At 68.4% G+C, this 17,431-nt stretch carries 19 protein-coding genes and 1 pseudogene; 8 read left to right on the top strand and 12 right to left on the bottom strand.

Annotation, left to right across the window (positions count from 1 at the left end):
* The first annotated feature begins 58 nt into the window (after positions 1-58).
* Positions 59-724 (top strand): SAF domain-containing protein, encoded by a 666-nt coding sequence (locus LDL21_RS02515; protein ID WP_181696719.1) that lies wholly within the window; start codon positions 59-61, stop codon positions 722-724.
* 124 nt (positions 725-848) lie between these two features.
* Here the strand turns inward: LDL21_RS02515 and LDL21_RS02510 are convergent, their stop codons facing one another.
* The 9 genes from LDL21_RS02510 to LDL21_RS02470 all read right to left on the bottom strand — a co-directional run bounded on the left by LDL21_RS02510 (position 849) and on the right by LDL21_RS02470 (position 8,872).
* Positions 849-1,517 carry an MspA family porin gene (locus LDL21_RS02510; protein WP_225278649.1) on the bottom strand — a complete coding sequence of 223 codons (669 nt, stop codon included), beginning with the start codon at positions 1,515-1,517 and terminating at the stop codon, positions 849-851.
* A gap of 62 nt (positions 1,518-1,579) precedes the next feature.
* Positions 1,580-2,245, bottom strand: coding sequence for an MspA family porin (locus LDL21_RS02505; RefSeq protein ID WP_067641775.1), 666 nt, complete (start codon positions 2,243-2,245; stop codon positions 1,580-1,582).
* Between the two features lie 444 nt (positions 2,246-2,689).
* On the bottom strand, positions 2,690-3,349 hold the full coding sequence (locus LDL21_RS02500; RefSeq protein WP_181696721.1) for an MspA family porin: 660 nt from the start codon (positions 3,347-3,349) through the stop codon (positions 2,690-2,692).
* Positions 3,350-3,415: 66 nt separating this feature from the next.
* The gene (locus LDL21_RS02495) at positions 3,416-4,093 is read right to left on the bottom strand and encodes an MspA family porin (RefSeq protein ID WP_181696722.1); all 678 of its coding nucleotides are present in this window, start codon (positions 4,091-4,093) and stop codon (positions 3,416-3,418) included.
* 524 nt (positions 4,094-4,617) lie between these two features.
* Positions 4,618-4,809 (bottom strand): hypothetical protein, encoded by a 192-nt coding sequence (locus LDL21_RS02490; RefSeq protein WP_181696723.1) that lies wholly within the window; start codon positions 4,807-4,809, stop codon positions 4,618-4,620.
* Positions 4,810-4,813: 4 nt separating this feature from the next.
* Entirely contained in the window at positions 4,814-5,356 is a 543-nt protein-coding gene (locus LDL21_RS02485) for a MogA/MoaB family molybdenum cofactor biosynthesis protein (protein ID WP_181696798.1), read from the bottom strand.
* Positions 5,356-6,630, bottom strand: a complete 1,275-nt coding sequence (locus LDL21_RS02480; protein WP_225278648.1) for a S1C family serine protease — start codon at positions 6,628-6,630, stop codon at positions 5,356-5,358. The genes LDL21_RS02485 and LDL21_RS02480 overlap by 1 nt, the downstream gene beginning before the upstream one ends.
* A gap of 88 nt (positions 6,631-6,718) precedes the next feature.
* A complete protein-coding gene (locus LDL21_RS02475; protein WP_181696725.1) occupies positions 6,719-8,176 on the bottom strand; it encodes a sensor histidine kinase in 1,458 nt (485 codons plus the stop codon).
* Between the two features lie 9 nt (positions 8,177-8,185).
* A complete protein-coding gene (locus LDL21_RS02470; protein WP_067485428.1) occupies positions 8,186-8,872 on the bottom strand; it encodes a response regulator transcription factor in 687 nt (228 codons plus the stop codon).
* A 235-nt stretch (positions 8,873-9,107) separates the two neighbouring features.
* On the opposite strand from LDL21_RS02470, the gene LDL21_RS02465 reads away from it, so the two are divergent.
* From LDL21_RS02465 to LDL21_RS02440, 6 genes and pseudogenes are all read left to right on the top strand, one after another.
* Positions 9,108-12,338 carry an ATP-binding protein gene (locus LDL21_RS02465; RefSeq protein ID WP_225278647.1) on the top strand — a complete coding sequence of 1,077 codons (3,231 nt, stop codon included), beginning with the start codon at positions 9,108-9,110 and terminating at the stop codon, positions 12,336-12,338.
* Positions 12,335-12,730: pseudogene (locus LDL21_RS02460) on the top strand (roadblock/LC7 domain-containing protein); the annotation flags it as partial. The gene LDL21_RS02465 and the pseudogene LDL21_RS02460, both read left to right, overlap by 4 nt.
* A gap of 15 nt (positions 12,731-12,745) precedes the next feature.
* A complete protein-coding gene (locus LDL21_RS02455) occupies positions 12,746-13,117 on the top strand; it encodes a DUF742 domain-containing protein (protein WP_067485423.1) in 372 nt (123 codons plus the stop codon).
* Positions 13,098-13,724: a GTP-binding protein gene (locus LDL21_RS02450; RefSeq protein WP_225278646.1), complete on the top strand. Its 627-nt coding sequence runs from the start codon at positions 13,098-13,100 to the stop codon at positions 13,722-13,724. The genes LDL21_RS02455 and LDL21_RS02450 overlap by 20 nt, the downstream gene beginning before the upstream one ends.
* Positions 13,717-14,496 carry an MHYT domain-containing protein gene (locus LDL21_RS02445; protein ID WP_181696727.1) on the top strand — a complete coding sequence of 260 codons (780 nt, stop codon included), beginning with the start codon at positions 13,717-13,719 and terminating at the stop codon, positions 14,494-14,496. The genes LDL21_RS02450 and LDL21_RS02445 overlap by 8 nt, the downstream gene beginning before the upstream one ends.
* A 496-nt stretch (positions 14,497-14,992) precedes the next feature.
* A complete protein-coding gene (locus tag LDL21_RS02440; RefSeq protein ID WP_067485421.1) occupies positions 14,993-15,217 on the top strand; it encodes a hypothetical protein in 225 nt (74 codons plus the stop codon).
* A 123-nt stretch (positions 15,218-15,340) separates the two neighbouring features.
* Here LDL21_RS02440 and rpmF read toward each other — a convergent pair whose 3' ends face one another.
* From rpmF to mrf, 3 genes are read right to left on the bottom strand one after another with little or no spacing between them, the layout of a single operon-like run.
* Positions 15,341-15,517: a 50S ribosomal protein L32 gene (gene rpmF, locus LDL21_RS02435; protein WP_225278645.1), complete on the bottom strand. Its 177-nt coding sequence runs from the start codon at positions 15,515-15,517 to the stop codon at positions 15,341-15,343.
* Positions 15,518-15,520: 3 nt separating this feature from the next.
* Positions 15,521-15,787: a type B 50S ribosomal protein L31 gene (locus LDL21_RS02430; RefSeq protein ID WP_225278644.1), complete on the bottom strand. Its 267-nt coding sequence runs from the start codon at positions 15,785-15,787 to the stop codon at positions 15,521-15,523.
* Positions 15,784-17,088 carry a ribosome hibernation factor-recruiting GTPase MRF gene (mrf, locus tag LDL21_RS02425; protein ID WP_225278643.1) on the bottom strand — a complete coding sequence of 435 codons (1,305 nt, stop codon included), beginning with the start codon at positions 17,086-17,088 and terminating at the stop codon, positions 15,784-15,786. The genes LDL21_RS02430 and mrf overlap by 4 nt, the downstream gene beginning before the upstream one ends.
* A gap of 104 nt (positions 17,089-17,192) precedes the next feature.
* Between mrf and rpmB the strand changes: the two genes are divergently transcribed.
* Positions 17,193-17,429: a 50S ribosomal protein L28 gene (gene rpmB / locus LDL21_RS02420; protein ID WP_067485415.1), complete on the top strand. Its 237-nt coding sequence runs from the start codon at positions 17,193-17,195 to the stop codon at positions 17,427-17,429.
* Positions 17,430-17,431: the final 2 nt, after the last annotated feature.

The following is a 17,431-nucleotide window of genomic DNA, read 5'->3' as shown; positions in this document are numbered from 1 at the left end:
ATCCACAGGCGGCCCTTCGCCGCTGTCGGTGATGCCGCCACGTTCCTAGGCTTCGGGCATGACTCGCAGCCTTGCCGATCTGGGACGTGGCAGCTCCTGGCGGTTCGCCCTCGGTAATCGCCCCGCCTGGGCCGATGCCCTGCTTGCGCGCCGCATCCTCGCCGCCGCGCTCGCTGTTGTCGCCGTCGTCCTGTTCGTGCGCGGCGATCCCGGTGCGGCAACACAACCGGTGGTGGTCGCGGCCCGTGATCTGGCGCCGGGAAGGGTGCTCACCGCCGACGATGTACGCGTCGATCGGCACGAAACCCGAACGCTCCCTACCGGTTTCGCCGCCGAAGCCGCTCCCCTGCTCGGCGCGACACTCACCGGTGCCATGCGTGCGGGTGAGATGTTCACCGATCTGCGGGTGATCGGCCCCCGCCTGGCCGCGGCCGCCGCGGGCACCGACGACGCCCGGATCGTGCCGATCCGACTGGCCGATTCGGCGGTAGCCGAGGTGCTGCGCGCCGGCGACCGGGTAGACGTGGTCGGTGTCGACGACACGGGCGGGCCGGGTGCCGACGCACCGGCGCGCACCCTGGCCACCGACGCGGCGGTCGTACTCGTCACCGCGACCGCCGACCGGCGCGCCGAGCGGGTGGTGCTCGTCGCACTGGCCACCGAGTACGCGACCGCAGTGGCCGGAGCGTCCTTACGCACGGCGCTCACCGTGGTGTTCCACTAACCGGCCGTCCACGCGATGACGGACTGTCAGGTCCCGAAGCCTGTCCCCCTACAGCGAAATCGGGGTCCACTCCGAAGAGCGACCCCGATTCGCCTGCGAGGCAGGCCGTTACACAGCAGCCGTGTCAGCCGAGGCTGAAGGGCTGACCCCACAGCGTCACCCAGCTGATCACATTGTCGGTCTCGACCTCCACGCTCACGAACGAGCGCGCCTGCGCGTACCCGCCGCAGCCGGACAGGCCGATGGTTTCGTCGGCCCAGGTCACCGAGCCGTTGGAGCCCTTGAATTTGTTGTTCTTGGAATGCGATTCGTTGCCGTAGTCGTCGGCCTTCTCGAGATCGAGCACGTAGAACGACTTCGCCTGGCCTGGTCCGAGCGACAGTTCGCCACCGGTGCCGATGCCGGCGGAGGGCTCGCCCGCGTCATCGACCGCGCCCTCGCCCTCGCCGCTCACGCCACCACCGGCGATGTTCACCTGGCAGCCGACGGTGTAGCCGGGGTAGATCTTGCCGCCCGACGCGTCACCACCACCGGACACCGACACCTGAGCACTACCCGACACCCACGCGTTGCGGTGCACCGGAGTCGAACCCATCGACGGGCTGATAGTTGCCGATTCACCGACCATCTTGATGTTCACGACGGTGCCGTCCGACAGCGTCTTGGTGATCTCGCCGCCGGGCAGCGGCACGAACGTGTCGGCATGGGCGGCGCCGACGGAGAACAGCCCGATGGTGCAGGACACGGCGGCAGCCACGCCCGCCGCCCGCGTCATACTCTTGCGATTGATCATCTCAGTAGACCCCTCGAGGGTGAATTCGATCGAGCTGGCAGGATTTTCGGCGGTCGTCCCGCTCAGCCGATGCTGAACGGCATGCCGTAGAGCGTGGTCTTGGAGTAGTGGTCGCCGATGATCTCGACCACCGTGTACGCGCGGGCCTGGGCATAACCGCCGCAGCCCTGCACCTGGATCTCGGCGTCCTGGTAGTCGATGGCGTAGACGCCGGGCTTGGTGATGTCCTTCGAACTGATCTGCGCGAACGCGACCTCACCCGGGCCGAGGTTGAGCCCGATCGAACCACCGGCGCTGACGCCGCCGGTGCTCACGCCACCGGACACACCGGCACCGATCGCGTCGTCGGCGATGCTCACCTGGCAACCGACGATGTAACCGGTATTGAGCTGCGAAGTACCGTGTGTGGACGAATTATTGGAGCCGGGACGACCGGACGGACCATTCCACGGCCCGGGCTCACCCTCGGGTGTCTGCTGGACGTCGGCCACGACGCTGCCGCTCACCCAGGCCACCCGGCCCGCGCCGTTGGCGGCGAGCGAGGGCGAGATGGTCGCCTTCTCGCCCACGCGGGTGATGCTCAGACCAGGCCCGGCCTTATGACCGTCGGGCAGCGGCACAAAGGTATCGGCGTTGGCGGCACCGGCCGACAGCAGGCCGATCGTCACCGCCGCCGCGGCGCCTGCGCTCCAGGCGCCGCGCACACGATTGGTGCGGTTCTCGCTCATTGTTCCCCTCGAGGTATACGCAAAATCGACCTCGACCATCGAGGTCGATATCTGTAACGCACCCGGCCCCAGCTGAGGTGTGCCACAAGGGCACAGCACCGCTGGCAACAGGACAGACAGTCCTGCCGGGAGGTGGATCGAGAAGCCTGCGGTCACCGAATCGGCGCGAGCTGAGCCGATCGGCGAACGAAACGCGGGTGAATCCGACCGCGAGAGCAGTCGATTCGCAACAAACATAATGAGAGCCCTTGGCTATGTCCAGCGAACGCCGAAAGGGCCCGTGCACACGCACGGGCCCTTTCGCTTACCGATCAGCTGATCTCGCACCAACAGGGGTAACTCGCCGGGGACGGGCTGACCCCGCCACCATCCTGGTCCGGCCGCCGACGCAAGCCTCCCCGCGCCCAGGTCTGGCCTGAATTCGCGGGGAGGCGGGACAACAGATCAGCCGAGGCTGAAGGGCTGGCCCCACAGGGTGACCCAGCTGATCACATTGTCGGTCTCGACCTCGACGCTCACGAAGGCACGAGCCTGCGCGTAGCCGGCGCAGCCGGACAGGCCGATGGTGGTGTCCGACCAGGTCACCGAGCCACTGCCGTTCTTGAACTTGTTGTTCTTGCTGTGCGACTCGTTGCCGTAGTCGTCGGCCTTCTCGATGTCGAGAACGTAGAACGACTTCGCCTGGCCGGGGCCGAGCGAGAGCTCGCCGCCGGTGCCGACGCCGCCGTCGACCTTGCCTTCCCAGTCGGACTCGACATTGCCCTCACCGGAGACACCGCCGCCGGCGATGTTCACCTGGCAGCCGACGGTGTAGCCCGGGTAGATCTTGCCCGCGCCACCGGTGGAGACGGTGACCTGCGCGCTGCCCGACACCCACGCGTTGCGGTGCACGGGGGTGGAGCCCATCGACGGGCTGATGAGGGCCGACTCGCCGACCAGGCTGATGTCGACGACGGTGCCGTCGGACAGGGTCTTGGTGATGTGGCCACCCGGCAGCGGCACAAAGGTATCGGCATTGGCCGCGCCCGTGGAGAGCAGGCCGACGGCCACGGAGGCCGCGGCGCCGACGCCCGCCATCCGCGCCATGAACTTACGGTTGATCATAGGATTTGTCCCTCGAGGAGTGAGTTCGCCGTAGCGAGAAGAGGATTCGTACCGGTTCGAAAGACGTCAGCCGATGCTGAACGGCATGCCGTACAGGGTGGTCTTCGAGTAGTGGTCGCCGATGATCTCGACCACGGTGTACGCCCGGGCCTGCGCGTAACCGGCGCAGCCCTGGATCTCGATCTCCGCGTCCTGGTAATCGATCGCGTAGACACCCGCCTTGACGATGTCCTTCGAGTTGATCTGCACGAACTTGACCTCGCCCGGGCCCAGGTTCACGCCGATCGAGCCACCGGCGTTGACGCCGCCGGTGCTCACGCCGCCGGACACACCGGCACCGATCGCGTCGTCGGCGATGCTCACCTGGCAACCGACGATGTAGCCGGTGCTGAGGATGGAGGTGCCGTGCGAGGAAGAGTTGTTGGAGCCGTCGCGGCCGCTCGGGCCGTTCCAGGGGCCTGCCTCGCCCTCGGGGGTCGCGGTGACGTCGGCGATGGCCGAGCCCGACACCCACACGACGCGACCTGCGCCGTTGGCCGCCATCGACGGCGAAATCAGGGCGCTCTCGCCGGTACGGGTGATGGTCACCCCGGGGCCTGCCTTCTGACCGTCCGGCAACGGTACGAAGGTGTCTGCGTTGGCGGCACCGGTCGACAGCAGGCCGATGGCCATGGCGGCCGCGGCAGCGCCGACGCCCGCGGCACGGGCGCCGCGGCGCACACCGGTGGTGCGGTTCTCGCTCATACTTCCCCTCATCAGTGTTCTCTAGCAGCCGGTCTCGACTTTCGTGACCGGACGGGTGGACCTCACAGGCCCAGCTCAGTGTGTCGCCCCTTTGTTGCCGTTACGTAACCGACTGTTATTTCGGCGATACGGCCGGGGTCGGCGGAGCTACCCGAGGGTAGGGCTGCACCGGATGTTCAACGCACAGAAGTTGAGTACTGCGGGGACCGATTGTGGTGGGTCTGGATGGCGAACATTAAACGCTGCGTTCTAGTTCCAGCAACCGTAGAGTTCGTAAATTTCACTGTGACGCCCGGCACAAGTTCATACATCGCCACATGCTTTGACGTGCATAGATGCCCTGAGCTTCGGGTTTGTCAAGTGGGATGAACAGCTCCGCTTCCCGGACCGCAAACCGTCGCTTATACGACAAAGGACCACACTTCAAGTGTGGTCCTCGGAAAATGTAGCCGCTTCGCAATGGGTTAATAGTGGATTAACCCCGGTTGGCTATCACGTAGCGGGAAAGGCAGATAACGGGTCGGTCACCCGTGGTGGGGCGGTATTTGCGAACGCAGCCACTCGTCGTTATCGGAACCGCGCGAACCGTCGCCGCGCTCGTCAGCGGTGGTTTCGGGCAGCACATCGCCGAAGATCCGCGCGAGCCGAGCCGCTTCGGCGGCCTTGCGCCGCGCGGCCTCGCGCTCCTCGGGCGATGTGCTGTCCGACGCGTTCATCGAATCACTCGTCCAGACCGGAGAGTTCGCCGATCACCCGGCTCGCCAGTGGGCCGAGGGTGGCCATGCCGTCGCGCACCGCGGAGCGGGTGCCCGGCAGGTTCACCACGAGGGTGCTGCCGGAAATACCGGAGACGCCGCGCGACAGACCCGCGTCGAGCGAACCGGCCACGCGGCCCGAGGCACGCAGCGCCTCGGTGATGCCGGGCAGTTCCCGGTCGAGCACCTGGGCGGTGGCCTCGGGGGTGACATCACGCGGCGACATGCCCGTGCCGCCGACCGAGATCACCAGGTCGACACCGCCGATGACGGCGGTGTTGAGCGCGTTGCGGATCTCGACCTCGTCGGCCTGCACGGTCACCGAGGCGTCGACCAGGAAGCCCGCTTCGTTGAGCAATTCGGTGACGAGCGGGCCGAGCGAGTCGACGCCGCCGTGCGCCGTCCGATCGTCGACGACCACTACAAGTGCCCGCCCTGCCACGGGAGCATCGATGTCCATGGTCATCACCGTAGCGCCTACGCACGACAGTGCCGCGTTCGATCGCATCATCGGCCGCTCTCCGCCGCGGCGGCCGTGAGCGTGACGTCCACGGTCTTGGCGTTTCCGCCCTGTTCGTCGGTGTAGGTGATCTTCACGGTGTCTCCTGGCTGGCGGGAACGGACGGCGGCGATCAGCGCGTCGCCGGAATCGATGGGCCGGTCGTCGAGGCGGGTGATGATCGCGCCCGCGGGGATGCCCGCCTTGGCGGCAGGCCCGTCCGGGGTCGCCTCGAGCACCCGGGCGGCCGTGTCGAGCGGACGCAGTTTGATCCCGATCTGGGCGTAGGTGGCCTTGCCGGTCTTGATGAGTTCGTCGGCCACGCGGCGCGCCTGGTCGACCGGGATGGCGAAGCCCAGGCCGATGGATCCGCTCTGCGCGCCCGACATCTCGCCGCCGAGGCTGGCGATGGCGGTGTTGATGCCGATGAGCTTGCCCTGGCCGTCGACGAGCGCGCCGCCGGAGTTGCCCGGGTTGATCGCGGCGTCGGTCTGGATCGCGTCGATGACCGGGTTCACCTGGCTCGGTGTGCCCTCACCGCTGGTGGAGACGGGCCGGTTGAGCGCCGAGACGATGCCGGTGGTGACGGTGCCTGCCAGGCCGAGCGGCGAACCGATCGCGATCACCGGCTGGCCGACCGCGAGTCCGTCGGAGGTGCCGAGTTCGATGGGGGTGAGGCCGGTCTTGTCGGCCTTGATGACGGCCAGGTCGGACACCGGGTCGGCGCCGATCATGGTGGCGGGCGCGGTGCTGCCGTCGCTGAACACCACCTCCATCTTCGCCCCCGATCCGGCACCGGCGGCGACGTGGTTGTTGGTCAGGATCAGCCCGTCCGAGGACAGCACGACCCCCGACCCCTCACCGGACGCGCGGGTGCCCGCGACCTTGATCATCACCACGCTGGGCAGCACCCGCTGCGCGACCGCCTGGGTCGACCCGGCGGGCGCGTTGGCGGCGTTGTTCACCTCGGGTCGTGGCGCCTCGAGCGCGTTCGTCACCGGCGCCGGATCGGAGTCGGCGGCGAGCACGCCGACCACACCGCCGACGCCACCGCTCACCAGGGCTAGCGCGGTGGCTCCAGCGATCAAGCCGAGCCGCAACGGCTTTCGCGGGGCCGCGGGCGGGGCGGTGTAGGGCTGCTGGGGGTACGGCTGGGGTCCGTAGCCGTGCTGCGCGGGCCCATACGGGTGGCTACCCGGCACGGTGGCGGGGTGATCCGCCTGTCCCGGGCCGTGGCCGCCGAGGGGGTGGTCGGCGGGCCGCTGCTGGGGATCGTCGTTCATGGTCACCTTCTCTCACGCTTGCCGACAAGCTTGGCGACGGCTACTGAGAAGCGCCTGAGACCGGACCGTCAGTTGCCCGAGACTCGGTTCAGGGTGCCTCGTCCGGTTCCACTGCCGCGGGCGCCGCCTCACCGGGCAGGACGATGCGGACCAGGGCGCCACCCCGGTCGGAGGTGTCGATGGCGATGGTTCCGCCGTGCTTGGTCACCACCTGTTTCACGATCGCGAGCCCGAGCCCGGAACCGGGCATCGACCTGGACGCGGTGGTGCGGTAGAAGCGTTCGAACACCAGCTCGCGTTCGCCCGGCGGAATGCCGGGGCCCGCGTCGGCGACGGCGAGTTCCAGCAGTCCCGGGCCTGCCGGGCGCATGGTGATCCGCACGACCGCGTCGGGCGGGCTCCACTTGGCCGCGTTGTCGAGCACGTTGAGCACCGCGCGTTCCAAGCCGGCCTCGTGGCCGTAGACGAACCAGGGGCGCAGGTCGGCGACGAAGGTGATGCCCGCGCGACGCCGCCGCGCGCGCTCCAGCGCCCGCTCGGCCACTTCGCCGAGATCCACCCGCTCGTAGACGGTTTCCGGGGCGTCCTCACGGGCCAGGTCGACGAGGTCGCCGACGAGCGTCGACAGCTCCTCGATCTGGGCGACCACGTCGGCTCGCAGCTCGACCATGTCCTCGTCGGGCACCCGTGGCGCACCCGGCCTGCTCGAGGCGATGAGCAGTTCCATATTGGTGCGCAGCGAGGTGAGCGGGGTGCGCAGCTCGTGTCCGGCGTCGGCGACGAGACGGCGCTGCCGGTCCCGGGATTCGGCAAGGGCACGCAGCATGGTGTTGAAACTCTCGGTGAGCCTTGCCAATTCGTCGTCACCGGTGACCGGGATCGGGGTGAGGTCGTCGGTGCGCGCGACCCGCTCGGTCGCGGCGGTCAGGCGCGCGATCGGGCGAAGACCGGTGCGGCCGACGGCGGTACCGGCCGCGGCGGCGAGCACCACACCGCAGGCGCCGACGACGAACAGCAGCCACGCCAGCCGGTCGAGCACCTCGCGGGTGCGGTAGAGCTTCTGGGAGATGATGAGCGTGGCGCCGCTGTGCGTGCGCGCCGCGAGCACGCGCTGGTCACCGACGGTGCGCAGCGAGGAGTTGAGCTTGCCGTCGGCCACCGCGAGTTCCTGGGCGCCGACCGGCGGAATCGTCTGCTGCGGCGGCATATACGGCTTGTGATCGGCATAGATCAGTGCGACGCCGACCTCGTTGGAGTACAACCCGGCGAGCACGATCGACTGGAACCCGATCGACTCGAAATTGTTGTTGATCATGGTCGCCGCACGCGCCTCGAGCTGCGCGTCGACGTCGGCGTAGAGGGCACGCGCGACCATCGCGTAGGCCGCGATCGAGGTGACGGCCACCGCGATCAGCACCACCGAGGCGGCCAGCAGGGTGACCCGCCAGCGCAGCGACACCGAGCGCGTGAGCGGCATCGGTGGGCGCATCTCGCCGGAGTCGAGCGGACGGCCGAGTCCGGCGACCACCGGTTCCTTGTGTGCCATGCCCGCGGCCTAGGGAGGGGTCTCGCGCAGCACGTACCCGACGCCGCGCACGGTGTGGATCAAGCGTTCCTCGCCGTCGGCCTCGGTTTTGCGGCGCAAATAGCCGATGTAGACCTCGAGCGCGTTGCCGGAGGTGGGAAAGTCGTAACCCCACACCTCTTCCAGGATCCGCCCTCGGGTGAGCACCCGGCGCGGATTGGCCATCAACATCTCCAGCAGCGAGAACTCGGTACGAGTCAAGCTGATCGAACGTTCACCGCGCGAAACTTCGCGAGTGACCGGGTCCAGCGACAGATCAGCGAACACCATCGCTTCGGATGCTTCGCCGAGATCGGGCGCCCGCCTGCGCAGCAAAGCGCGTAAACGCGCGAGCAATTCCTCCAGCGCGAAAGGCTTCGGCAAATAATCGTCGGCACCCGCATCGAGCCCGGCCACGCGTTCGGAGACCGAATCGCGCGCGGTCAAAACGAGAATCGGCAGATCATCGCCCGTACTGCGCAGCCGACGGCACACTTCCAGGCCGTCCAGACGGGGCATCATCACATCGAGAACGAGCGCATCGGGCCTGGCTGTTGTGACTTTCTCCAAAGCGTCCATGCCGTCGACGGCCAGGTCGACGGTGTAGCCGTTGAAGCTCAGTGATCGGCGCAGTGATTCCCGCACCGCACGATCGTCGTCGACAACCAGAATGCGCATGTGCTCAGTTTGCCGTTAGCGACTGAGAACGTACTGAGAGGGTGGCGGTGGTCAGCGTTGCGTCAGCACATATTCGGCGATTTCGGGCTGTCCTGCCCGGATTGCCGTTGACCACCCGGCACGGTATCTTTCCTGCGATAAAAGAAGACCTTCAGTTGGTTCTGCGCTCGCATCGGTCCGCGACCTCCCCCGCGCGGGCCGGGGTCACACGTGGAAGCAGAGGCAACGCACGCGGATGGAACCTGCATCGCGCTCCTGGCAATTCAGCCTGTCGAACTGGTCGGTAACGCGCAAGGTCGGTGTGGTTCTCGTGCTGCCGGTGATGCTCGCGACCACGTTCGCCGTGCTGCGCATCAATGCCGAACTCGAGACCATGACCCAACTCGGTGCGGCGACCGAACAGGCCGCCGTCATCCGGCCCGTCGTCAAATTCGCCACCGCCACCGAACAACTCGCCGTCGCCGCGACCGCCAACTGGGGTGCGATCGCCGACCCGCAGACCGACGCCGCGCTCACCACCTACGACCAAGCCCTCGCCGAGGTACAGAGCGCGTTGCGCATGGCGAGCATCGATCGGGCCGTCGCCGACGAACTCACCGCCGCGACCACCACGGGCGCCACGCTGCGCAATACGGTGCGCAGCGGATCGCCCGCGATGGTCGGCGAACAGACCGACGAGATCGGTGAACGCATCGGCAACGCCCTCGCCAAGACCCCGGTGGTCGAGGACTACGTCGTGCAGCGCTACTTCCTGCAGCTCACCGCGCTGCACCAGGCGCGTCGGGTGCTCACCCGGGAACGCACGCTGGTCGTGTCCCCCGACGCGGGAACGAGCCAGAGTGCTCGTGCGCGGATGCTGGTCGAGCTCGGTTCCGAGCAGACCATGATCAAGACCTACGCGATGATCCTGCCCGGCAACGCGGGCAGCATGGCCTCGCTGCTCGACGCGGTCCAGACCAGGATCAGCGTGTTCAGCCAGAACAACGGCGACCCGACGACCAACGCGGCGGTGCTCAACACCCTGCAGGTCAGCGCCGACACCTACGCGGCGACCATCTCCGGTCTGCTCGACGAGATCGACAAGACCCTCGACCTCAACACCTCGACCGCCCAGACCGCCGCGCTGCGCGAGACCACCCTGGTCCTCGGCATGCTGCTCGCCGGTCTCGCGCTGGCGCTCGCGGTGGCGCGCACCCTGGTCGTCCCGGTGCGCAGGCTGCGCCGCGACGCGCTCGAGGTGGCCCATGTGAAGCTGCCCGACGAACTCGCCGTGGTGCGCAGCGGCGGCGCGACCCCCGAGATCGCGCCGGTGGGCGTGCACTCCACCGACGAGATCGGTCAGCTCGCCCGCGCCGTCGACGAGATGCACGAGCAGGCCCTCAACCTGGCCGCCGACCAGGCGCGACTGCGTCTGCAGATCGGCAACATGTTCGAGACGCTGTCGCGGCGCAGCCAGTCGCTGGTCGAGCAGCAGCTCGCGCTCATCGAGGAACTCGAGCACGACGAGGACAACCCCTCGCGCCTGCAGACCCTGTTCCGCCTCGACCACCTCGCCACCCGCATGCGCCGCAACGGCGACAACCTGCTCGTGCTCGCCGGTACCGCGCTGCGCCGCGGTCATCTGCCGCCGGTACCGCTGTCGGACATGCTCTGGAGCGCGGTGTCGCAGGTGGAGGACTACCAGCGCGTCGAGATCGGGAATGTGCCCGACGGCGTGGTCGCCGGTGAGTCGGCCGTCGACATCGAGCACCTGCTCGCCGAGCTCATCGACAACGCGCTGCGCTACTCGCCGCCGAGCACCTCGGTGGCGGTGATCGTCGGCCGGGCCGTCGACGGCGGGTACCTGATCGAGATCACCGACCGCGGCCTCGGCATGTCGGCCGACGATCTGCGCACCACCAACGAGCGGCTCGCCTCCGGTGGTGAGGTGACCATCGAAACCGCCCGCCGGATGGGTCTTTTCGTGGTCGGCAGGCTCGCCAAGCGGCACACCATCACCGTGAGCCTGCGCCGCACCAACGGTTCGGCGCCGCAGCCGGGGATCACCGCGAGCGTGCATCTGCCCAGTGCGCTCGTCGCTCCCCCGCCGCCCTCCTCGGGTCCGGCCACCGGGCCCAATCCGCTGGTGTCGACCGGGCCGAATCCGCTTGTCCCGTCGGCGCTCACGGCCGCCGACATCACCGGACCCAATCCGATCATGCCGGTCGGCGCACCGAACCCGCTGAGCCCGGTGGCGAACCCGCTCGTGCCGCCGCAGTACGGTTCGACCACCGGCGCCTACGACGCCAGCGAATACCGCGCGCCGCTCACCAAGGCGGGTCTGCCGCAACGGGTTCCGTCGGCAGCGCCGGAATCCGAACCAGTCGAGGAGACGCCGAGCGGGCTCTGGGCCGAGCACCCGGTCGAGGACCTACCCGAGCCGAAGGCCGAGAACACCGGGCTTCCGCAGCGCACCCCGTCCGCGTCCTGGCAGGTCCCCCCGCCCGTCCGGCCGACCACCGGTCAGCCGACGGCCGCCTGGCCCCTACCTACCCGCAACCGCTCCGACGAGGCGCCCCAGCACGATTCGAACGGGCGTCAAGCGCAGAGCCCGGCCGCTCCCGTGCGCCTGCAACCGCTCGGCGGCGCTCGCACCGATTCGGCTGACCCGCGCTCACTCGACAGTGGGCAGGCCTCGCCCGACCCACGACCTTCCGAGGGTCGCCGCGATCCAGCCGACGCGACACCGTCGGCCCTCCCGCAACGGTCGGGCGGCAGCCGTGCCGACACCGACGACGCGACACCGCGATCCCACTCGGGTCCGCTCGACGCGCGCCGCGATCCGGCGCCCTCGGCCGATCTCCACCGGCTCGACGGCAGCGGATCGAGCACCGGCCCGGACACGGCCCGGTCGACCGGCCTCCACCCGCTCGACGGCAGCGGCTCGGACGCCGATCGCTCCGAGGAGACCCCGTCCGCCGTCGTGCAACCGGTCGACGAGCCCAGCTCGTCGACGCAGCGACACGATTCCCCCGCACGCCTGCAGCCGCTCGACGAAGCACGGCCCGAGTCGGCCGAGCCCGTCGAGGACACCGCCGGGGACCCCGTCCCCACGTCCTCGACCAGGTTGCAGCCGGTCAACGGTGAGGCGCCGACGCCGATCTATCAGCGCATGGTTTCCGAGTGGCTCGTCGAACCTTCCACAGCCGCAAGCGAATCCGCGTCGAACGGGGCATCATGGAGCTCCCCCGGCGACGCGGGATGGACGGCGGCGGCCAGTGCGGACAAGCCACCGACCTCCGCACGCACCTCCGGTGGACTGCCGATCCGTAAACCGGGCGCCCAGCTGGTGCCCGGCGGACTGGCACCAGCCGAGGAAGCGGGCGCCCGCGATCCCGAGGAGATCCGCAACAACTTGACCCGACATCTCAGCGGCGTCCGCAGTGGCCGTGCCGAGATCCAGTACAACGACGGAGGCCTCGAATGAGCAACGCGCACCCCACAGACGAGAATCTGAACTGGCTGGTCGCCCGCTTCACCCGGGACGTGCCCGGCGTCTCGCACGCGGTGCTGGTCTCGGCCGACGGGTTGCTGCAGGCGACCAGCCCGCATCTACCCTCGGACCGCGCCGAACAACTCGCGGCGGTGACCGCGGGTCTGGCGAGCCTGTCCGCCGGTGCGGCGCAACTGTTCGACGGCGGCAAGGTGATGCAGTCGATCGTCGAGATGCAGCGCGGCTACCTGCTGGTGATGAGCGTCGGAAACGGTTCGCACCTGGCGGTTCTGGCCAACAAGAGCCATGACATCGGCCGTATCGGCTACGAGATGGCACTGCTCGTCGACCGGGTGGGCTCGGCGGTCACCGCCACCGCCCGCTCCGCCGGCTGGGGTGAGATGTCGAGCCCGTACGGATCCGAAATCCGGCCGACCACACGCGTCAGGCCCTATGCCCTGACCGCAGGCCGCACCGAACCCGCGATCGCGCTGCCACTCGAGGCGGTCGTGGAGACGGTCTCCTATACCGCACATTTGGAATGGCCCGCAGGCGATTTACGCAGTGAGATAGTGCGCCTGGCCACACATCGCCTCTCGGTCGCCGAGATCGCGGCATACCTGTCACGCCCACTGGGTATGGTCCGGGTGATGATCGGCGATCTCGTTGTGGGCGGGATACTTCGAGTGCACTCGACGCTGACCGAGCAGGCGAGCTACGACGAACGCCGATCACTGATGGAGAGGACTTTGCGTGGACTCCGTGGCCTCTGAGGGCGCACCGCGCCAGCAGGCACCCGAGCAACGGGTCGCCTCGACGAAGATCGTGGTGGCGGGCGGTTTCGGCGCCGGGAAGACGACCTTCGTCGGCTCGGTGTCGGAGATCGTTCCGCTGCGCACCGAAGCGATGGTGACCCATTTCTCCGACGGCATCGACGATCTCGCCGAGACGCCGGAGAAGGAGACCACCACCGTCGCGATGGACTTCGGCCGCATCGTGCTGCCGGGCAACCTGGTGCTCTACCTGTTCGGCACGCCCGGCCAGAAACGGTTCTGGTTCATGTGGGACGACCTGATCCGCGGCGCCATCGGCGCGGTGGTGCTGATCGACACCCGCAGGCTGGAAGACAGCTTCGCCGCCGTCGACTTCTTCGAGGCGCGCGGGCTGCCGTTCCTGATCGCGGTGAACCGCTTCCCGAACGCCCCGCGTTTCCCGATCGCCGAACTGCGCGAGGCGCTCTCGGTGCGCGAGGGCATCCCGATCGTCGACATCGACGCCCGCAACGCCGTCGAGGTCCGTCAGGCGCTGGCGGCGGTGACCGAATACGCCATCGCCCAGCTCGAGCCGCAGCAGTTCGAAGGAGCTGGCAGGCGTGGTTGATCTGCTCGCGACCGGAGCGGAGGTGTTCGGTCGCGGTACGGGCGTGGCGTGGCTGGCGTTCGATCTGTCGGCCGTCGGCGCGGTCGTCGCCTTCGCGTGTGTGCGCCACGCCAAGTACTCGGTGCGGTTCCGCATCGTGTGGCTCACGATGGCCGCCGTCTCGCTCGGTGGTGTCGGTCTGTGGCTGGCGAATTCGGTCGCGCTGCTCGGCATTCACGTCGAGGGCAGCGCGGTGCGCTACAACTTGGCCCTCGGCACGGCCTCGGCCGCCATCGCGGTGATCGCCGTGTTCGCCGGGTTCCTGATCGGCGGGCGGCGTCTCGATCTGCCTCGGCTGGTGATCGGCGGGTTGACGATGGGGCTCGGCGTCGGCCTGTCGACCTATCTCACGTTGGACGCACTCGCGGTGCAGGGCACCGTGGCGGAGTCGCTCGGCCTCATCGGGCTCGTACTGCTGATGTCGATGGCGTTGTGCACCGGCGTGCTGTGGGCCGGCCAGACGGTGCGGTTGATCGGCCTGCGCGTGGTGCTGTCGCTGCTGTTCGCCGTGGGGGTCGCGGCGCTGTACTACACGGCGGTCGGCGCGCTGGAATTCGACGTGAACCCCGGTGCGCGCACACCCGACGGGCTGCAGCTGTTCGACCTGGTGTTCCCGATGTTCGTGCTCGGTTCGCTCGGCCTCACGGTGCCCATCACGGCGATCCTGGTCGCACCCGATCGGCGCGACGCCATCGAGGCCGCCGAGAAGGCCGAAACCGTCGGTGCGCGATAACTGGCTAACGTCCGGTTTGCCGGAATCTTTACCGTCTTGCGCCCCGCTGCCCGAATGCGGTCCCGCGGTGCTGGATTCGAGCGAAAACCGCCCCTGAAGTGGCGATGAGCGGGTTCTCCTTGGTAGGAGAACCCGCCCTCCCGCACGAGAGTACATACCCGTGCAGGACTCCGCATCAGTCATTCAGGAATTTTCCTGTGCCGAAAAACAAACCCCGAGTTGGTATCTGGGCGTTCAGCAATCGCTCGGCAAGCTTTCCGGAGCGGCAAGTCCACGTGGCATGCGTCACACCGGTAACCGAGCGATTGCCCCGGCCTCCCAGGCGGGCCCCTGACCAGGCATTACAGGTGGCCAGTAAGCCCCCTGGACACCCTGCTTCCCAGCTCACACGGCGGACAGTGCGTTAGGCCCACATCCGGGCCTCGCGCGGGTTATCGTCCCCGCAGGGCGCTTTCGTCTCGCCCGGCACATCCAAGGTTCGTTCGAAGGAGTTCGCATGGCCGTCAACGTGGTGCTCGACAAAGTTCTCGACAAGGAATACGAGAACAAGACGCTCAAAGAAATTCTGTCCGCGCCGCCGTCGGCCCTCGCCGGGCTCGCCGCAGGCGTCGATCAGCAGCTGCTCGATGCGCTGAAGATCAAGACCATCGCCGACCTCGGCACCAACAAGTACATCAAGCTCGCCGTAGCACTGGTCGCCCTCGCCGAGCAAGAAGGCTGAGAAGTAACCGGCTGACATGGCAACGGCCTGTCGGGGTTCACACCCCGGCAGGCCGTTGCATTTTGTCCGATACCCCGCTTCGGGTTGTCCCCTCCGAACCGGCTCTCGAACACCCTGGGAAGGTCAGGAGATCCGCGCGGGATCGATCAGGCCCTTCCGTACGGCACCAACGATACGACGTGGCACCCGATATTCGACACCCGCCACGGTCACCGGGACGAGTTGGGGCACCTCGGCCTTCCACTGCGAACGCCTGCTCCTGGTGTTCGATCGCGACATCCGGCGCTTGGGAACAGCCATGCCTCAGCCCTCCTTGCCCGGGCGCGAACGCTTGCCGTAGCGGCGCTCGAACTTCTCCACCCGGCCCTGGGTGTCGAGATTGCGCGCGGTGCCGGTCCAGAACGGGTGCGAATCCGAGGTCACGTCGACGGTGAGCAGCGGGTAGGTGTTCCCGTCCTCCCAGTCGACGGTCCGGTCGCTCGTGGCCGTGGACCGGGTCAGGAACTTCTTGCCGGTGTTCGCGTCCTCGAACACGACCGGGTGGTAGTCGGGGTGGATGCCCGCTTTCATGCCGTTTCTCCTCTCGGGTTGGTGCGTTCGCTCGCCGTGGCCGGAGCCTCGGCGGGGTCGGCGCACGGGTCTTCGTGCCATTCGCCGAAGGGGTCCTCCCACAACGCGACCCGCTCGGGGGCGCGATCGACGAGCAGCAGTTCGTCGTCCTCCACCAGCGCCCAGTGCAGGGCGTGCCGGATCTCGGTGGGGTCGGCGTCGTGGGCCAGGATCACCAGCGACACATCGCGGTCGCCGAACCGGTCGTCCCAGCCGAGTGCCGCCATCGCGCGCCGCGCCGGATCGACCTCGGCCTGCTCCTCGGGCGTCATCGCGGCCAGCCACTTGCCCGCCCCGCCGACGCGCAGCCCACCGCCTGCCGATTCGAGCCACACCACCTGGTCGGGCTGGGTGGCCAGCCAGATCCGGCCGCGCGCGTTGACCACACCGTCGAACAGCACGTCGAGGGCGTCGTGCAGCCGGGCCGGATGGAACGGCCTGCGGGCGGCGAACTCGACGATCGACACACCGCAGTCGGTGCTCAGCGGCGGCTGACCGCGCAGCAGCGGCGCGTGCGCATCGAAGATGTGACCGCGCCGGGCATCGTCGGGCACGCGGGTGAGCAGCGCGCCCACCTCCACGGCGTCGAAGCCGGACAGGTCGCCGAGCCAGGCGGTCGGTGCGCCGGGCGCCAGCCGGGTGAGCACCGCGTCGAGGCGTTCGCGGTCGAGCGGCTCCACACCGTCGGCGAGCACCACGAGCGCGTCGGCGAAGTCGACCTGACCGACGGCCACCTGGGCGACGGTTCGTTCGTCGTCGGCCGAGGCGAGACCACGGTCGGCCAGTGCCTCGTCACCCGTGGCGTCGGCGAGCCACTGGTTGCCGTCGACGCAGGTCAGCACGGCCTCGATGCGCACGTTCCGGCCCGCGGGGCCGTCGACCCGGTCGGCGACACCGGTCACCTCGACGGTCTCGATCGCGTGGCACAGCGCCTCGGCCTCGATGGCCGGGTCGAGGGCAAGCACGATGCGCCGCACCGGCTCGCGGGCGGCGAGTGTGCACAGCATCGGCAGCAGATCGGCGCGCAGCGTGCACGACACACAGCCGTGCGCCAGTTCGAGCACCGTCGTTGTCACGTTGCCCGCGGTGCGCACCGTGCGCCGGACCACGCCCTCGCGCAGTTCGGCGAGGTCGTGGTGCACGACGACCGTGCCCGCATCCTCGCTCAGCACCGCCGCGATGTGCTCGACGCCGGTCATGGCGGGTCCGGCGAAACCGGCCAGCAGCACCACGGGTGTTCTCCGGTCGGACTGGTCAAGCACCCGGTACCCCTTTCGATAACGATTTTCATTTACTTCAAGGGCAACGGTACAGTGCGGAATAAGCATTGTCGAAAATGGTTGTCATAACCGTGGAGGGAGGTCGCATGTCGGCCCACTGCCAGGTCACCGGACGCAAGCCCGGCTTCGGAAAAGCCGTCTCGCATTCGCACCGGCGCACGAACCGCCGCTGGAACCCCAACATCCAGCGCAAGACCTACTACCTGCCCAGTGAGGGCCGCCGCGTCACGCTGACGGTCTCCGCCAAGGGCATCAAGACCATCGACCGCGACGGGATCGAGGCCGTGGTGGCCCGCATCCGCGCTCGCGGCGACAAGATCTAGGA

The sequence above is a fragment of the Nocardia rosealba genome, assembly GCF_020216065.1.
GTDB lineage: Bacteria > Actinomycetota > Actinomycetes > Mycobacteriales > Mycobacteriaceae > Nocardia > Nocardia rosealba.
Note: the sequence above shows the minus strand (reverse complement) of the source record. Positions and strands in the feature narration are given on the sequence as shown.

Coding starts and splice junctions, on each gene's coding strand:
- rpmF (WP_225278645.1), bottom strand. CDS start 15,517: ATGGCTGTTCCCAAGCGCCGGATGTCGCGATCGAACACCAGGAGCAGG.
- LDL21_RS02510 (WP_225278649.1), bottom strand. CDS start 1,517: ATGATCAATCGCAAGAGTATGACGCGGGCGGCGGGCGTGGCTGCCGCC.
- LDL21_RS02515 (WP_181696719.1), top strand. CDS start 59: ATGACTCGCAGCCTTGCCGATCTGGGACGTGGCAGCTCCTGGCGGTTC.
- LDL21_RS02440 (WP_067485421.1), top strand. CDS start 14,993: ATGGCCGTCAACGTGGTGCTCGACAAAGTTCTCGACAAGGAATACGAG.
- LDL21_RS02480 (WP_225278648.1), bottom strand. CDS start 6,630: ATGAACGACGATCCCCAGCAGCGGCCCGCCGACCACCCCCTCGGCGGC.
- rpmB (WP_067485415.1), top strand. CDS start 17,193: ATGTCGGCCCACTGCCAGGTCACCGGACGCAAGCCCGGCTTCGGAAAA.
- LDL21_RS02485 (WP_181696798.1), bottom strand. CDS start 5,356: ATGCGATCGAACGCGGCACTGTCGTGCGTAGGCGCTACGGTGATGACC.
- LDL21_RS02490 (WP_181696723.1), bottom strand. CDS start 4,809: ATGAACGCGTCGGACAGCACATCGCCCGAGGAGCGCGAGGCCGCGCGG.
- LDL21_RS02505 (WP_067641775.1), bottom strand. CDS start 2,245: ATGAGCGAGAACCGCACCAATCGTGTGCGCGGCGCCTGGAGCGCAGGC.
- LDL21_RS02430 (WP_225278644.1), bottom strand. CDS start 15,787: ATGAAAGCGGGCATCCACCCCGACTACCACCCGGTCGTGTTCGAGGAC.
- LDL21_RS02465 (WP_225278647.1), top strand. CDS start 9,108: ATGGAACCTGCATCGCGCTCCTGGCAATTCAGCCTGTCGAACTGGTCG.
- LDL21_RS02470 (WP_067485428.1), bottom strand. CDS start 8,872: ATGCGCATTCTGGTTGTCGACGACGATCGTGCGGTGCGGGAATCACTG.
- LDL21_RS02455 (WP_067485423.1), top strand. CDS start 12,746: ATGTCGAGCCCGTACGGATCCGAAATCCGGCCGACCACACGCGTCAGG.
- LDL21_RS02500 (WP_181696721.1), bottom strand. CDS start 3,349: ATGATCAACCGTAAGTTCATGGCGCGGATGGCGGGCGTCGGCGCCGCG.
- LDL21_RS02495 (WP_181696722.1), bottom strand. CDS start 4,093: ATGAGCGAGAACCGCACCACCGGTGTGCGCCGCGGCGCCCGTGCCGCG.
- LDL21_RS02475 (WP_181696725.1), bottom strand. CDS start 8,176: ATGGCACACAAGGAACCGGTGGTCGCCGGACTCGGCCGTCCGCTCGAC.